Origin of the sequence: Klebsiella michiganensis (genome assembly GCF_015139575.1) — a bacterium.
In the GTDB taxonomy this organism is placed as follows: Bacteria; Pseudomonadota; Gammaproteobacteria; order Enterobacterales; family Enterobacteriaceae; genus Klebsiella; species Klebsiella michiganensis.
On record NZ_AP022547.1, the window covers coordinates 974,016 to 988,895 of the forward strand.

At 54.1% G+C, this 14,880-nt stretch carries 15 protein-coding genes; 8 read left to right on the plus strand and 7 right to left on the minus strand.

Annotated features, from left to right (window positions below):
• Nucleotides 1-71 precede the first annotated feature (71 nt).
• Complete coding sequence (locus JLG71_RS04725; protein WP_047722953.1) at nucleotides 72-578, minus strand: MarR family winged helix-turn-helix transcriptional regulator; 507 nt, start codon at nucleotides 576-578, stop codon at nucleotides 72-74.
• A gap of 80 nt (nucleotides 579-658) precedes the next feature.
• Between JLG71_RS04725 and JLG71_RS04730 the strand changes: the two genes are divergently transcribed.
• On the plus strand, nucleotides 659-1,543 hold the full coding sequence (locus JLG71_RS04730) for an EamA family transporter (RefSeq protein ID WP_122117864.1): 885 nt from the start codon (nucleotides 659-661) through the stop codon (nucleotides 1,541-1,543).
• Nucleotides 1,544-1,990: 447 nt separating this feature from the next.
• Here JLG71_RS04730 and JLG71_RS04735 read toward each other — a convergent pair whose 3' ends face one another.
• Nucleotides 1,991-2,200: a YdgH/BhsA/McbA-like domain containing protein gene (locus JLG71_RS04735; protein ID WP_014226701.1), complete on the minus strand. Its 210-nt coding sequence runs from the start codon at nucleotides 2,198-2,200 to the stop codon at nucleotides 1,991-1,993.
• 383 nt (nucleotides 2,201-2,583) lie between these two features.
• Between JLG71_RS04735 and JLG71_RS04740 the strand changes: the two genes are divergently transcribed.
• The 7 genes from JLG71_RS04740 to JLG71_RS04770 all read left to right on the plus strand — a co-directional run bounded on the left by JLG71_RS04740 (nucleotide 2,584) and on the right by JLG71_RS04770 (nucleotide 9,972).
• Entirely contained in the window at nucleotides 2,584-2,883 is a 300-nt protein-coding gene (locus JLG71_RS04740; protein ID WP_014226700.1) for an antibiotic biosynthesis monooxygenase family protein, read from the plus strand.
• 59 nt (nucleotides 2,884-2,942) lie between these two features.
• Entirely contained in the window at nucleotides 2,943-3,656 is a 714-nt protein-coding gene (locus JLG71_RS04745) for an ArsR/SmtB family transcription factor (protein WP_102803904.1), read from the plus strand.
• 663 nt (nucleotides 3,657-4,319) lie between these two features.
• Complete coding sequence (mrkA, locus tag JLG71_RS04750; protein WP_001493056.1) at nucleotides 4,320-4,928, plus strand: type 3 fimbria major subunit MrkA; 609 nt, start codon at nucleotides 4,320-4,322, stop codon at nucleotides 4,926-4,928.
• Between the two features lie 193 nt (nucleotides 4,929-5,121).
• Complete coding sequence (locus JLG71_RS04755; protein ID WP_000820820.1) at nucleotides 5,122-5,823, plus strand: fimbrial biogenesis chaperone; 702 nt, start codon at nucleotides 5,122-5,124, stop codon at nucleotides 5,821-5,823.
• An 11-nt stretch (nucleotides 5,824-5,834) separates the two neighbouring features.
• The gene (locus JLG71_RS04760; protein ID WP_064379566.1) at nucleotides 5,835-8,321 is read left to right on the plus strand and encodes a fimbria/pilus outer membrane usher protein; all 2,487 of its coding nucleotides are present in this window, start codon (nucleotides 5,835-5,837) and stop codon (nucleotides 8,319-8,321) included.
• Complete coding sequence (locus JLG71_RS04765; RefSeq protein ID WP_004124708.1) at nucleotides 8,312-9,307, plus strand: fimbrial protein; 996 nt, start codon at nucleotides 8,312-8,314, stop codon at nucleotides 9,305-9,307. The genes JLG71_RS04760 and JLG71_RS04765 overlap by 10 nt, the downstream gene beginning before the upstream one ends.
• Before the next feature lie 14 nt (nucleotides 9,308-9,321).
• Complete coding sequence (locus tag JLG71_RS04770; RefSeq protein ID WP_014226696.1) at nucleotides 9,322-9,972, plus strand: fimbrial protein; 651 nt, start codon at nucleotides 9,322-9,324, stop codon at nucleotides 9,970-9,972.
• A 57-nt stretch (nucleotides 9,973-10,029) separates the two neighbouring features.
• On the opposite strand, the gene mrkJ is transcribed toward JLG71_RS04770, so the two are convergent.
• The 5 genes from mrkJ to JLG71_RS04795 all read right to left on the minus strand — a co-directional run bounded on the left by mrkJ (nucleotide 10,030) and on the right by JLG71_RS04795 (nucleotide 14,782).
• Entirely contained in the window at nucleotides 10,030-10,746 is a 717-nt protein-coding gene (gene mrkJ / locus JLG71_RS04775; protein WP_032694725.1) for a cyclic-di-GMP phosphodiesterase MrkJ, read from the minus strand.
• Between the two features lie 138 nt (nucleotides 10,747-10,884).
• The gene (locus JLG71_RS04780) at nucleotides 10,885-11,469 is read right to left on the minus strand and encodes a helix-turn-helix transcriptional regulator (RefSeq protein ID WP_025107398.1); all 585 of its coding nucleotides are present in this window, start codon (nucleotides 11,467-11,469) and stop codon (nucleotides 10,885-10,887) included.
• A 4-nt stretch (nucleotides 11,470-11,473) separates the two neighbouring features.
• The gene (locus JLG71_RS04785; RefSeq protein ID WP_014226694.1) at nucleotides 11,474-12,175 is read right to left on the minus strand and encodes a flagellar brake protein; all 702 of its coding nucleotides are present in this window, start codon (nucleotides 12,173-12,175) and stop codon (nucleotides 11,474-11,476) included.
• Nucleotides 12,176-12,563: 388 nt separating this feature from the next.
• Nucleotides 12,564-13,436: an aldo/keto reductase family oxidoreductase gene (locus JLG71_RS04790; protein ID WP_025107399.1), complete on the minus strand. Its 873-nt coding sequence runs from the start codon at nucleotides 13,434-13,436 to the stop codon at nucleotides 12,564-12,566.
• Nucleotides 13,437-13,552: 116 nt separating this feature from the next.
• A complete protein-coding gene (locus JLG71_RS04795) occupies nucleotides 13,553-14,782 on the minus strand; it encodes an amino acid permease (RefSeq protein ID WP_032720123.1) in 1,230 nt (409 codons plus the stop codon).
• Nucleotides 14,783-14,880: the final 98 nt, after the last annotated feature.

Sequence of the window (14,880 nt, forward strand, 5' to 3'; positions counted from 1 at the left end):
GAAATAACGGTGGTGCTTCATCAACCGCCATCCGGCAACAAGGTAAGCGCCTTATTCAAAGCGGGTGGGTATTACTCTTTTTCCAGCAGGCGCATAAAAATCGTCAGCGCTTCATCAAGCTGATGGCGCTGCGCCGCTGAGAGTCCACTTAGCAGCTCCCGCTCATTCTCCACGTGACTTTCCACCGCCCTGTCGATTAACTCTCGCCCCTCTGGCGTCAGCGCGACCAGCATGCTGCGCGCATCGTCCGGGTTTGGCAGACGGCGAATAAACCCCCGTTTTTCCAGCGCTTTCAGACGATGGGTCATGGTGCCGGAGGTGATCATTAACGTTGAAAAGAGCTGGGTGGGCGACAGCACGAACGGTTCGCCCGCCCGCCGCAACGTCGCCAGCATATCAAACTCCCAGCGCACTAAATCATGACGAAGAAAAGCCGCTTCAATGCGCGGCTCCAGCAGCAGCGCGCAGCGTTTCAGGCGGCCAAACGGCCCCATCGGACTGCAATCGAGATCGGGACGTTCCCGTTTCCACTGTTCAAGAATGCGATCCACGGCGTCGGTCTGCGGTGATTTGTCCATTAATGCTCACTTGTCTTGATATCAAGATAAATATCGATACATACTTAGGCCACAATTTACCTTGATGTGAAGATAAAATCATGGCCTTTGTTTCGCGCAATTTGATGGTTGATCTGTTTTTAACCGCGCTGGCCCCCGCCATCTGGGGCAGCACCTATATTGTGACCTCGCAGTTTCTGCCGCCGGATCGGCCGTTTATCGCCGCGCTGCTGCGGGTGCTGCCGGCCGGGATCGCTCTGCTGATCTGGAGCCGCCGTTTCCCGCTGCGCGCCGAGTGGTGGAAGCTGATCGTTACCGGGATCCTGAATATCGGCGCGTTTCAGGCGCTGCTGTTTATTGCCGCCTATCGGCTGCCGGGCGGCCTGGCGGCGGTGATAGGGGCGATCCAGCCGCTGCTGGTGATGCTGTTGGCCTGGTGCGTCGATCGTCAGCGATCGCCCTGGCTGGCGGTGCTCTCGGCATTTATGGGGATCGCGGGAATGGCGATGCTGCTGCTGTCGCCGCAAACCACGCTCGAACCGCTGGGGATCGCCGCGGCGTTTCTGGGGGCGATGAGCATGGCGCTGGGAACCTGGCTGTCGCGTCGCTGGGCGATCGCTTTGCCGGTTATCGCACTGACCGGCTGGCAGCTGCTGATTGGCGGTATCGTACTGGCACCAATTGCGTTACTGGTCGATCCGCCGCTGCATCAGGTGACGCTGACTCAGGCGGCGGGCTATCTGTGGCTGTGCGTTGCCGGGGCTATGCTGGCATACGGCCTGTGGTTTCGCGGTATCAGCCGACTTTCCCCGGTGGCGGTGTCGGCGATGAGCCTGCTGAGTCCGGTGACGGCGGTGCTATTAGGCTGGGTTTTCCTCGGGCAAAAGATCGAGGGGCTGGCGCTGGTGGGGCTGGTGATTGTGCTGTTCAGCGTGCTGTCGATTCAGCGTGCGTTATCGAATAAGAGAGCTGTAGCAGGTCGGTAAATCCCGGAGGCGATGCTGCGCATCTGTCCGGGCTACCGGACCGCAGACGGCGGTGAACCTGTAGCCCGGGCAAGGCGCGTCAGGCGCCGCCCCCGGGAGCAGCGCGCAGAGTGGCTGAATTTCCCGGAGGCGATGCTGCACATCTGTCCGGGCTACCGGCCCGCAGACGGCAATGAACCTGTAGCCCGGGCAAGGCGCGTCAGGCGCCGCCCCCGGGAGCAGCGCGCAGAGTGGCTGAATTTCCCGGAGGCGATGCTGCGCATCTGTCCGGGCTACGGCACCGCAGACGGCAGTGAACCCACAAACCAGGCTGTGGGGGCACTGTTCGCCAGCAACAAAAAAAGCCCCATCAAGGGGCTCGACATTGCTGTGTGCTTATTATGTGGCGGGAGCCAGACCAGCCGCCGTCAGGCGACCTGTCCGGCAGCTCCCTCTGCAACCATTCGGTTATTTAGACAGCTCGGCGGTCATATGAACCTGGTTACCGGTATACGCTTCGGTAATGTGATAAGACTGGCCCTGGTCTTTAGCAATGGCGGCGATTTTGGCTTCGGCGTTGTCCAGCGTATCAGCGGTTACGCTAACAGGCTGAGCGAAGCTAGCGAAAGAGACCAGAGACAGCATACCGGCAGCGGCAAGTAATTTTACGTTTTTCATGGTGTTTGTCCTTTTAACTTTTATGGTGGAAAGCGTTGTTGCTTTCGATGGACTTATAATAAGTCTGCTAACTATAACGCGCGTTGCAAAAAGTGCGATTTAGATCACACTTTTGTGACGGTATGATGACGAATACCTAAATTTTAATTTTTTATTTCCAAGAAAAACAAACAGATAATTTATTCTGCAGCGTCTCTTTCGCCGTGGAAAACGATCTCAACAGCCGCGCAGTTTTCTCGCCTCGCGTGATTAATCATTTTTAATGTGAATGCATTGGCTGTTTTTTGAGCAAGTAAAGCGGCGATATTTCGCCCGTCAACGAAGCATTGAGCCAGGGTGAAAAGATACAGTGACCCTCACACAGATTGCGTGAGGACAATGGGATGATTGCCGTACTCTTTGAAGCCGAGGTCACTCCGGCGAGTCAGGAACGTTACTTAGCGCTGGCGGCGGAGCTGAAGCCGCTGCTGAACAATATTGACGGTTTTATTGCCATTGAGCGTTTCCAAAGCCTGACCACACCGGGGAAAATTTTGTCGCTCTCCTGGTGGCGGGATGAGGAAGCGGTGCAGGCGTGGAAACGCAACCTTTGCCATCAGGCTGCGCAGAAAGAGGGGCGGGAGAGCATTTTCGCCTGTTATCACATTCGGGTGGCTCAGGTGCTGCGCGAATACCGTGCTTAACCTGCCCATCCCCGGTACTCTGGCTGCTGTTTGTGGTTAGGGAAAATAAGCGAGGCCCTATGTTAAAACCTGTTGAGCTAATTGAAGACGATGAGTCCCTGGCCGAAGCGATGGCGGCAGTGGCGTCGGCGATGGCGGATGCCTCGCGCCTGAAGATACTGTGCGCCTTAATGGACGGCCGGGCGTGGACGGCGACCGAGCTTTCCGCTGTCGCCGATATTTCCCCTTCGACCGCCAGCGCGCATCTTAGCCGCCTGGTCAACAGCGGTTTATTAATCTGCCTTGCCCAGGGCCGACATCGCTACTACCGCCTCGCCGGTAGCGATGTCGCCGGTTTGCTGGAGAATATGATGACCATGGCCGGCAAGCGCGCGGTAGCGCTCGCAACCAGCACGCCGGTCAATTTGCGCCTGGCGCGCACCTGTTACGATCATCTGGCCGGAGAAGTGGCGGTATCGCTGTATGATTTTCTGCAGCGTGAAGCGTGGATAACGCCTGACGGAACGGCGCTGACGCCCGCCGGGGAAGCGCACTTTGCCCGGCTGGGAGTGGTGGTGAAGCGCGGCTCCCGGCGCAAAGCCAGCTGCGGCTGTCTGGACTGGAGCGAACGACGCTTTCATCTTGGGGGCGCGGCGGGCGCGGCGCTGCTGCAGCACGGTCTGGAGAACGGCTGGTTTAGCACTACCGCGGGATTTCGCGAAGTGACGATTACGCCGGCAGGGTGGCGCGCGTTGTATCTGCATTTTCAACTGACGAAAAAGGGAGACTGCTGACGGATTAGGATTGTTCTTTCTGTAGAGAAATAACCTTTTATGCCACTATACCCTTCATACTTCGAGTTGCTTATGTGTTGGCTGCGGATTACTCGGCCCATCCATGGGCCTCGCCCTCACGGGCCGTCGCAAGCGACGTTCAAATCTGCTCCTGGCAGATTTGTCGCTCACCCCAGTCACATAGTTATCTATGCTCCCGGGGACTAATGAGAGGCTCCTGCCTCTCACCAGAGGCCAGCCTTCGGCTGGTCAAATTCGTTCCCGACGAATTTGTCACTCCCTTGCCGCCTTTAAGCAACTCGAATTATTTAGGGTATATATTGTTATATTCCATATCGTCTTTTCCCCTTCAGTGTAAATAACAATAGCTTTGTTTCTTGCTATCAATCTCCAGTAATTAATAGTTGTGAGCTATCTGTTACATTGATTAACAGCTCGTGAACATATGTATATTTGTCAGCGAAAAATAGCATTCTTTGACGCCGACAGCCTTGACGAATTCTTTTATCGAGTTCGTTCCTGACGCCTTAAATATTGCGGCTTCCGGTCAGTCGAAGTTTCTATTAACAGTTGCAAAAGTGAGCATCGCAAATCGCTTCTGACTTTTGTGCGTATTAACTGTTTGCTCATTGATACTTAATTCACTCTGACAAGGAAATGGCAATGAAAAAGGTTCTTCTCTCTGCTGCAATGGCAACTGCGTTTTTTGGTATGGCTGCGGCAAATGCTGCTGATACCAATGTAGGCGGCGGTCAGGTTAATTTCTTCGGTAAAGTTACCGACGTATCTTGTACTGTTTCCGTAAACGGCCAGGGCAGCGATGCGAACGTTTATCTGTCACCAGTGACTTTAACGGAAGTTAAAGCTGCCGCGGCGGATACCTATCTGAAACCGAAATCTTTCACCATCGATGTTTCTGACTGCCAGGCGGCTGATGGCACCAAACAGGATGATGTGAGCAAACTGGGCGTGAACTGGACCGGCGGTAACCTGCTGGCGGGCGCAACCGCTAAACAGCAGGGCTACCTGGCTAACACCGAAGCCGCCGGCGCGCAGAATATCCAGCTGGTTCTCTCCACCGACAACGCCACCGCGCTGACCAACAAAATCATCCCGGGCGACAGCACCCAGCCTAAAGCGGCCGGTGATGCCTCTGCCGTTCAGGATGGCGCGCGCTTCACTTACTACGTCGGCTACGCGACCAGCACCCCGACCACGGTTACCACCGGTGTGGTTAACAGCTACGCGACTTACGAAATTACTTATCAGTAATATCGACTGAGAGATAAAGCCGCCTCGCGCCGGGGCGGTTTATACCCGTCATACTTCGAATGGCACAGGCGTTGGCGACGTTTGCTCACCCCAGTCACTCTCTGGCCGCCTTTCTGCAATTCGAATTATTCAGGGTATACAACAATAATAAAGCGGCCACTGCTGCCGCTTATTTTTTTATTCTGAGGTCAGCATGAAGCGTATTGCCCTTTTTTTCTGTTTCATTTTTAGTTTTGCGGCCCATGCCAATAATATTATTGTTAACGGTACCCGCTTTATTTATCCAGGAAATGAAAAAGAAATAACGGTGCAGCTCTCTAACACCGCCGACCGTCCGGCGCTGGCGCAAGCCTGGCTGGATAACGGTAATGCCGACGCGACGCCGGATACCATTACGACCCCCTTTATTATCACGCCGCCTATTTCCCGCGTTGATGCGAAAAGCGGTCAAACCCTGCGTATTAAGCTCGGCAGTAATGCAGGGCTGGCTAAAGATAAAGAGACGCTGTGGTGGCTGAACCTTCTGGAAATACCGCCGGTTGAGGCCAGCCAGAAAAACGAAGGGCAAAATATTCTGCAGCTGGCGATTCGTTCGCGCTTTAAGTTTATTTATCGCCCTGCCGGGCTAGGCAATCGCGACGCTGCGGCAGAAAAACTGGCGCTCTCCGCTAACGGCAGCAGCCTGTCCGTCAGTAACCCAACGCCCTTTTATATCACCGTAAGCCGTATCTCCCGTAACGGCGGCAAAGCGCTCAACAGCAAAACGGTCATGTTTGCCCCGCAGTCCAGCCAGACCATCGCCCTCTCTTCAGCGGTGAGCAAAGGCGAGACCCTGACCGTTAACAACATTAATGATTATGGTGCAGATGTCGCAGTGAAAGTTACCGTCAAATAAGGGAAACGATCATGAAGCAGAGGTCAATCTGCCCGGGAAGATTAAGCACGGCTATTGCGGTTGCGCTGTGCTGCTTTCCGCCATTTTCCAGCGGACAGGAAAACCCGGGAACGATCTATCAATTTAACGATGGTTTTATCGTCGGCAGTCGCGAAAAGGTCGACCTGTCGCGCTTCTCGACCAGCGCTATCAGCGAGGGCGTCTACTCCCTTGATGTCTATACTAACGGCGAATGGAAAGGGCGCTACGACCTGAAAATCACCGCCGGTAAAGACGGCAAAATGGGCGTCTGCTATACCAAAGCGATGCTGATGCAGTATGGGATTTCGCCGGAAAAATTAAATCCGCAGCTCAGCGAAAAAGAGGGCTTCTGCGGACGCCTGCAGGAGTGGCGTCACGAAGATAACGTCAAAGACACGCTGATTCAGTCCTCCCTGAGACTGGATATTGCCGTACCGCAAATCTACGAAGATCAGCGCCTGAAAAACTTTGTCAGCCCGCAATTCTGGGATAAAGGCGTTGCGGCGCTGAATTTAGGCTGGATGGCCAACGCCTGGAACAGCCATATCTCCTCGGCCAACGGTTCCGATAACAGCAGCGCGTATCTTGGCGTTAACGCGGGCCTGTCGTGGGACGGCTGGCTGCTCAAGCATATCGGTAACCTGAACTGGCAGCAGCAGCAGGGGAAAGCGCACTGGAACAGCAACCAGACCTACCTGCAGCGGCCGATTCCGCAGATTAACTCGATAGTCAGCGGCGGGCAGATTTTTACCAACGGCGAGTTCTTTGACACCATCGGCCTGCGCGGGGTTAACCTGGCGACCGATGACAATATGTTCCCCGACGGCATGCGCTCCTACGCCCCTGAAATTCGCGGCGTGGCGCAAAGCAACGCCCTGGTGACGGTGCGCCAGGGCAGCAATATTATCTATCAGACCACGGTGCCGCCGGGGCCGTTTACCCTGCAGGATGTCTATCCTTCCGGCTACGGTAGCGACCTTGAAGTGTCGGTTAAAGAGGCCGATGGTTCGGTCGAAGTATTCAGCGTACCTTACGCCTCGGTAGCGCAGCTGCTGCGTCCGGGGATGACCCGCTACGCGCTCTCCGCCGGTAAAGTCGACGATAGTTCGCTGCGTAATAAACCGATGCTCTACCAGGGAACCTGGCAGCATGGTTTAAATAACCTGTTTACCGGCTATACCGGCGTCACCGGATTTGATGACTATCAGGCGTTCCTGCTGGGGACCGGGATGAATACCGGCATCGGCGCGCTCTCCTTCGACGTGACTCACTCGCGGCTGAAGAGCGATACCCTTGACGAGCACGGTCAAAGCTATCGCGCCACCTTTAACCGCATGTTTACCGAAACCCAGACCAGCATCGTGCTGGCGGCGTATCGCTACTCCACCAAAGGCTACTACAACCTGAACGACGCCCTCTACGCCGTCGATCAGGAGAAGAACTACAACAGCAACTACACCGTGTGGCGCCAGAAAAACGGGATGACCTTTACCGTCAACCAGAACCTGCCGGACGGCTGGGGCGGTTTTTACCTGAGCGGCCGGGTGGCGGATTACTGGAACCGTTCGGGAACGGAGAAGCAGTACCAGTTTAGTTACAACAACATGTACGGTCGGCTCTCGTGGTCGGTCAGCGCCCAGCGCGTCTATACCCCGGATAGCTCCGGCCACCGTCGCGACGATCGCGTGTCACTCAACTTTAGCTACCCGCTGTGGTTCGGTGAAAACCGTACGGCTAACCTGACGTCGAATACCGCGTTTAATAACTCACGCTTCGCCAGTTCGCAGATTGGCGTCAACGGTTCGCTGGATAGTGAAAACAACCTCAACTACGGCGTGTCGACCACGACCTCGACCGGCGGCCAGCACGATGTGGCGCTGAACGGCAGCTACCGTACCCCGTGGACCACGCTGAACGGCAGCTATAGCCAGGGCGAAGGCTATCGCCAGAGCGGCGTAGGCGCCAGCGGGACGCTGATCGCGCATCAGCACGGCGTCGTATTCTCGCCGGAAAGCGGCACCACCATGGCGCTGATCGAAGCGAAAGACGCCGCGGGCGCGATGTTGCCCGGCTCGCCGGGTACCCGCATCGACAGCAACGGCTACGCCATTCTGCCGTATCTGCGGCCTTACCGGATAAATTCCGTTGAAATTGACCCGAAAGGCAGCAACGACGATGTCGCCTTCGGCAGTACCGTGGCGCAGGTGGTGCCGTGGGAAGGGAGCGTGGTCAAGGTCTCCTTCGATACCACGCTGCAGAACAACGTCACTCTGCGGGCGCGTCAGGCAAACGGTCTGCCGCTACCGTTCGCCGCCACGATTTACAACCCCTCCGGGAAAGAGATCGGCGTGGTGGGCCAGGGCAGCATGATGTTTATCAGCGACGCCAGCGCGCCGAAGGCCACGGTTAAGTGGAGCGGCGGACAGTGCTCGGTGGAATTAAGTCAGGAAAAAACAAAGGAAACGCTATGTCGCTAATGAAAAAACTGACGCTTTTTATTGGCTTAATGGCGATGGGGACCACGTCGGCATGGGCGTACTGTACGCGCCTGTCGCAGCCGACGGTTAGCCTCGACATGGTTGTGGGCCGGGTGGTGGTTCCGCCGGATCTGCCGGTAGGCTCGGTGATCGTGTCCCGGGATTGGACCATGTCGGCGCCGGGCGGGGCCAGCTATAGCTGCAGCAGCGGCACTAACCGCTTTGTGGCCAAAATCGTCGCCCCCGGGGCGACCGATCTGGGAAATAAAATTTATTCCACCAACGTGCCCGGAATCGGCCTGCGGTTCAGCCGCGGCGGGGCGACGGTCAATATTATCTACCCTGACACGTTCTCCAGCTACGTCAGCCGGACCACGAATTACTCGCTGGAAGGCTCCCGCTTTACGCTGGAGGTGATTAAAACCGCGAGCGTGACCGGCAGCGGAACCCTGGCGGCAGGTAAGTACACCTCTTACGACTGGGAGAACGGCAACAACCCGATCCTCGAAACCCGCCTGAGCGCCAACGCCATCACCGTGGTATCGCCCTCATGTACCATCCTGAGCGGCAAAAATATGAACGTCGATGTCGGTACCATCAAGCGCAGCGATCTCAACGGCGTCGGCACCACCGCGGGCGGGAAGGATTTTAATATTGAGCTGCAGTGCAGCGGCGGGTTAAGCGAGTCGGGATACGCCAATATCCAGACCTCTTTCTCCGGCACGCTGGCCACCGGCACCACGGTGAGCCGAGGCGCGCTGCTGAACGAAAAATCCGGCTCCTCGTTGGCGAAAGGAATTGGTATCCAGGTTCTGAAAGAGGGCGTACCGCTGGAATTCAACAAGAAATACAGCGTCGGTACGCTGCGCACGCAAGAAACCCGATACATCACCCTGCCTCTGCATGCGCGTTTCTATCAATATGCGCCGACCACCAGTACCGGTGAGGTAGAGTCGCACATGATCTTTAACCTGACGTACGATTAATTCGGGAGGCGGGTATGCGTGATTCAGCACAATATAAAAATAGCAAACGACTCATTCAACTGGCGCTGATCGGCGGGATGCTGATGGCCTCCCCGGCGTCGGGTTTTGAGACCAACTACGATCGAGGGCGGGTGGATTTTGCCGGACGGGTGACGGATATCTCCTGTAGCGTGGCGCTGAACGGCGGCAACAACGCGGGGAGCGGCAGCGTCTGGCTGGCGCCGGTCAGCCTGGCCGAAGTACACGATCGCGGCGCCGGGGCATTTATGAAGCCGCAGCCTTTTACGCTGGAACTCTCGAACTGCCAGCTGCGTCACGACGGCGGCGCGGCGGATAAAGACGAGATCCGCCTGGTTAACGTCCGCTGGGTTGACGGCTTTACGGTCAATGCGGTGGGCAATGAAAATGCCGGCTACCTGAGGAATACGCGGGCGGACGGCGCCAGCCATATTTTCCTCGCGCTGTCGACCAATGATAATAATACCCTCGATAAAAGTAATAAAATCGTCCCGGCCGACCCCTTGCAAAACCGGGTGCCGCTGGTCGAAAAAGCGGTCGATGGCGGCGTATTTACCTATTACATCGGCTACGTGACCCCCGCGCCGGAAAAAGCAACCAGCGGCCCGTTGACCAGCTGGGCAACATGGGAGCTCGTTTATAATTGAAGGGGAGAGGGTATTGCGCGAGTATGACTTTTGATGCCGGAGTTATCCGGCATTTATTTATGCGGTGATATCTTCCTGGACCAATTGTTCAATGCTCACTTCCTTCCAGTAGTGTCCCTGAATAGCAAACCATTCCATGCCCTGCAACCAGGCCTTATGCGCTTCGCTTTCTACACCTTCAATAATCACATTATGGTGGTTGCGGGAAAGGAAAGTGACGAGGGCATCCATTAACGGACGACCGGAATCTTTTTGCATTAAAAGCCAGAAGAAGTCTTTATCGATTTTGACATAATCGAAATGATAGTCGCGAATAGCGTGAATACCGGCGTTGCCAGAGCCAAAATCATCGAGCCAGAGCGTAGTGCTTTGCGGGTTATTCCAGGTTGCGAGAGCATTATTCAAAAGGTTATGGGAATTCTCGGTCACTTCAAAATGGACGCAGCCGATTTGGTCGACGAGCGCTTTAATCTCCGGGCGTTGCAATACGTTAAGTATATGGTCATCAACATTAATCGTCGCCGAGATAGCATTTTGCTTAAACCACTGTTTATGTTTTTCAATAAGCGCCAGCTGTTCCATAAAAATGCTTTCGCGTAGTCCCGTATTGGCGTAGCGAAAGAAGTTTTCCGGCGATATAGAGAGGTGGTCAAAGCGGCTCAGGCACTCAACGGCGACGAGCGTACCTTTTGGGGAAAACATTTTTTGAAAGACATAACGAACGGATATATCGCTACGTGATAAATTATGCCTGGAAAAAAGAGTTGCGTTCATTATCTCTCGTCAAAAATCAGGTCAGAGGTAAAGAGAGGAGAATATTATAGGTGACCTTTCTACCGATGGGAATGATTATTAATGGCTTATCGCCAATAAATTATCGGGTTTTGATTGGTCACCCACATATTTTTGGTTTTAGCACTGATACATATTGACTATGCTTTTGTTCATTATTCGCGAGTTATTCATCCCGAGTTTCTTCATAATATGTACCTTATGGCTGTGGACCGTTTTATGATCAATGTCGAGAAGCACCGCAATCCTTTTACTGTTATTGCAGGCAATAATTAACTCCAGCACCTGAAGTTCCCTGGCGGTCAGCTTGCGGCGGGTGCATAGCCCCTGGCAGCCTTCGGCGGTTGAGGGCCTGCTGATGATGGCTGAGTAATCTGCCAGCGAGGATTTTTCGGTCAGAATCAACAGGTTTTCTAGATCAAGCAGCTCCCGGAACAGGCTGGACAGCTCGCTTTTGACGATCAGCACCAGCAGCGCGCAATGCGTCAGGCGCTTGCGCAAAGTGTTCAGTAATGCGACCGTTGTGGCCGCAGAGATATCTTTGTGGATGATATTGATAATAACGGTGGCTGCCGGTGAGGCGCCGACCCCTTTCACAATATCCTGAAATTTCAGGGTGGTGATATCCCTGGCGCGATCAATCATATAATCATGGATTGATTGCCCGATGATATTGTCATCAGTGTAAAGTAATATACTGTCCAATGGTTCAGACTCTCTTTTTTCTCTTGGCTTCCATAATCAAGTCGAGCAGCACTTTCTCTATTCGCTTCTTGTTATCAAGATGGCGAAATTTAAACTGACAGGAGATCTGGTAGTAGCTATCTGACTTCTCGTTATCATCTAAAGTCACCATAACAACATTTTTTATAACTAAATCTACGGTGATTTCGCCATATTCAGCGAGGGCGAGGATAGCGTTCTTGAGGATGGCGTTATGGCTGAGGAATTTCAGATTGGGGCTCCTGGTCATCAGCGCGCAACCGCCGTCCGAAATGTCTTTGATTTCGAATAGATAGTTTTCTCCGTTTTTGTGTCGGCCGTGACAGAAGAATTCGTGCTCGTGGCGCAGACGGAATCGGGGATCGCGCCGGCGTTGTACCACCTGGATACACTCCGGTAAGGTAAATGCGACCTTCCTGCATTTCCCTTCACCGCCGGCATAGCTTTTCTTTAGCGTAGAGCAAAACTCGATTTTCCCTGAATCGCTATGCAGAATAAATTTAACTTTATGCCCCGCGGGGATTTTGCTGGTGGTGGAGATATGAAACTCGGCAAAATCTACCCGCGTTAGCTGGGTAATAGTGCTTTTGTTATTAACAAAAACTTCTATCTCCGCCTGCTTTCGGAGCTCTTCCCTGAAAATAGCAATAATTTCATACTTACTCGTCTTTATCGTTCCCTCTGTCATGTGAAATCCTTGTAAATTGTTATTGTGTGTGGTCGATTTTTTATATAGCAATACAAACATTCTGATTGTGTTAACCAGATGTTTTTATGAGCATTTGATGTTGTTAGCTATCTTTGCAGCTAAATTGATTTGTATAAACTTTGAATGAGATATTGTTTTTCCTGTAATCAAGAGTTCGAAAATTTTGGCGAGACAAAAACGACAGAAGCCTCCAATTAGGAGGCCAGTCGAGAAAGTTTAAATCTATGCTTTGCATAGGGTTATCCGTAAGAGAATAAAGCGGATAACGCCTAATTTGTAGGATGTATAGTGCCAGTGGCGTTAAGGTAATTCCAGGCAAATATTGAGGAGAAGGCTTCTGCGAATATCGATCCGCAGAAGCCTGAAATCAGGAGTGGGGCTGGAGATTATCCAGAATGGCTAACGCTTCTGGTGGGAGCGTTAATTGCGCGGCGGCAAGATTCTCGTGCAGATGCTGTAGCGAGGAGGTGCCCGGAATGAGCAGGATATTCGGCGAGCGCTGGAGCAGCCAGGCCAGCGCCACCTGCATCGGCGTGGCGTCAAGCGAAGCGGCGACTTCGTTAAGCTCCCGGGCCTGAAGCGGGGTAAAACCGCCGAGGGGGAAAAAGGGCACCCAGGCGATATTTTGCGCCGCCAGCTCGTCGATCAGCGGATCATCCTGACGGTTTGCCACGTTATATTGGTTCTGAACGCAGACGATTGGCGTCAGTTTTTGCGCATCGCTCACCTGTCTGGCGGTGACGTTACTCAGCCCGATATGGCGAATCAACCCGCGTTCTTTCAGCTCCAGAAGGGTGGTTAAGGGCCCCTCCAGCGAACCTTCAACCGGGCCATGCGTGCCGAGCATACTGCGCAGGTTCACCACCTCAAGCACGTCGAGGCCCAGATTGCGCAGATTGTCCTCCACCGCCGCAGTGAGCTCCGCGGGCGACATCGCGGGCAGCCAGTTGCCTTTATCGTCGCGGCGAGCGCTGACTTTGGTGACGATGCACAGATCGGCGGAATAGGGATGCAGCGCCTGGCGAATGAGCTGATTAGTCACGTGTGGACCGTAAAAATCGGAGGTATCAATATGATTGACGCCCGACTCGACCGCTTCCTGCAGTACGCGGATAGCGGTTTGCGGATCTTTTGGCGGGCCGAAGACGCCGGGCCCCGCAAGCTGCATCGCCCCGTATCCCAGACGATAAACCTGACGATCGCCTAACGTCGCAGTACCGGATAATTTTACGCTGGACATATAAACCCCTGCTTTCTAGGTGTGCAAGGGATAAGTGTATGTCCGTCAGGGAGATTGGTGGGGGGAGAATGTTGGCAGAACGTGCGGCGAGGAAAAGACTCGCCGCACGAAGAGGATTAGCTAAAAAACATCACCGACACGCAGAGCAAACCGACAACCAGGGTAATAAAGCTACCTACCGAGCGGTAGGGCTTCAGCGCCGGAATAAGATACGTGGAGAGGGTTGGCATGATGAACAGGATCATCGCGATAAGCGGGCCGCTGACGGCGTAAATCATTGAGATAGCGTTGGGATTGATAAAGCACACCACGAAGGTCAGCGTCGAAACCAGCAGGATCGACATCGCCCGGTTAAACGCGCGGCTTTTACGAATCCCCGCCTGGGCGAGGGACGTTTTGACGATTTCACTGGCCCCTTCAATCACGCCAAAATAGGTGCCAAGGAACGATTTCGACATCGCCACCACCGCCACAATAATCCCGGTGATCGCCAGCCACGCCGGCGACCCCGGCATCATCGACAGGGCGGAAAGAATCGTGACCCCTTGATGGCGGGCGGTTTCAATATAGCTCGCCGGTATCGACAGCAGGCAGCTGAAGACGAAAAACAGCACGCTGGCGCAGATGAGGGTGTAGGCCACCTTCATGATTTTTTTGCATTTACCCATGGCCTGCTCGCCGTATTTCTCCTGCTGATCGATAGCAAAAGTCGATATGATCGGCGTATGGCTAAAAGCGAAAACCATCACGGGAATCGAGATCCAGATTTGGTGGAACGTGTGCGGGGTCAGCTGCATCTGGCTGGTCAGATAAGCCGGCTGCCAGCTCCCCATTAAATAGATGGAGAGGAACAGGAAACAGGCGATCAGCGGGAAGACTAAAAAGCCCATGACTTTAATCGTGACGTGGCGGCCCATTAAAAAGATCAGATTCAGCACCAGCACCACGCCCAGGCTGAGCAGCGCCCTGACCTGAGAAGTGATGGGCACATGCCTGGAGAGCTGCTCCGCGAGCGAGTTCGTAATGGCGACGGCGTAGATCAGCACCACCACGAAAAAGGCGAGGAAATAGAGGCCGGTAATCAGGCTACCGATCTTTTTACCGTAATAGTGATTAACGGCGCCGGTGATCCCCGCGCCCGGGGCGATGTTGGCGGAGAGAATAAACTGGCTCAGCGCTTTATGCGGCCAGTAGGTTAACGGCCAGGCGACCAGCGCGGTGATGAACAGAACGATAGCGCCCGCGGATCCCAGTTGGATCGGCAAGAATAACGTGCCAGCGCCTACAGCAGTGCCATATAAGGCGAAACTCCAGAGAGTTTCTTCTTTAGACCAAATTTTAGACATTATGCGACTTTATCAACCAGAAAACGAACAAAAAGGAGTGCAATTTATCACATTTATGGATGAGCTGTGGCGATAGTTTCTGGCGCAGAAATGAAGCG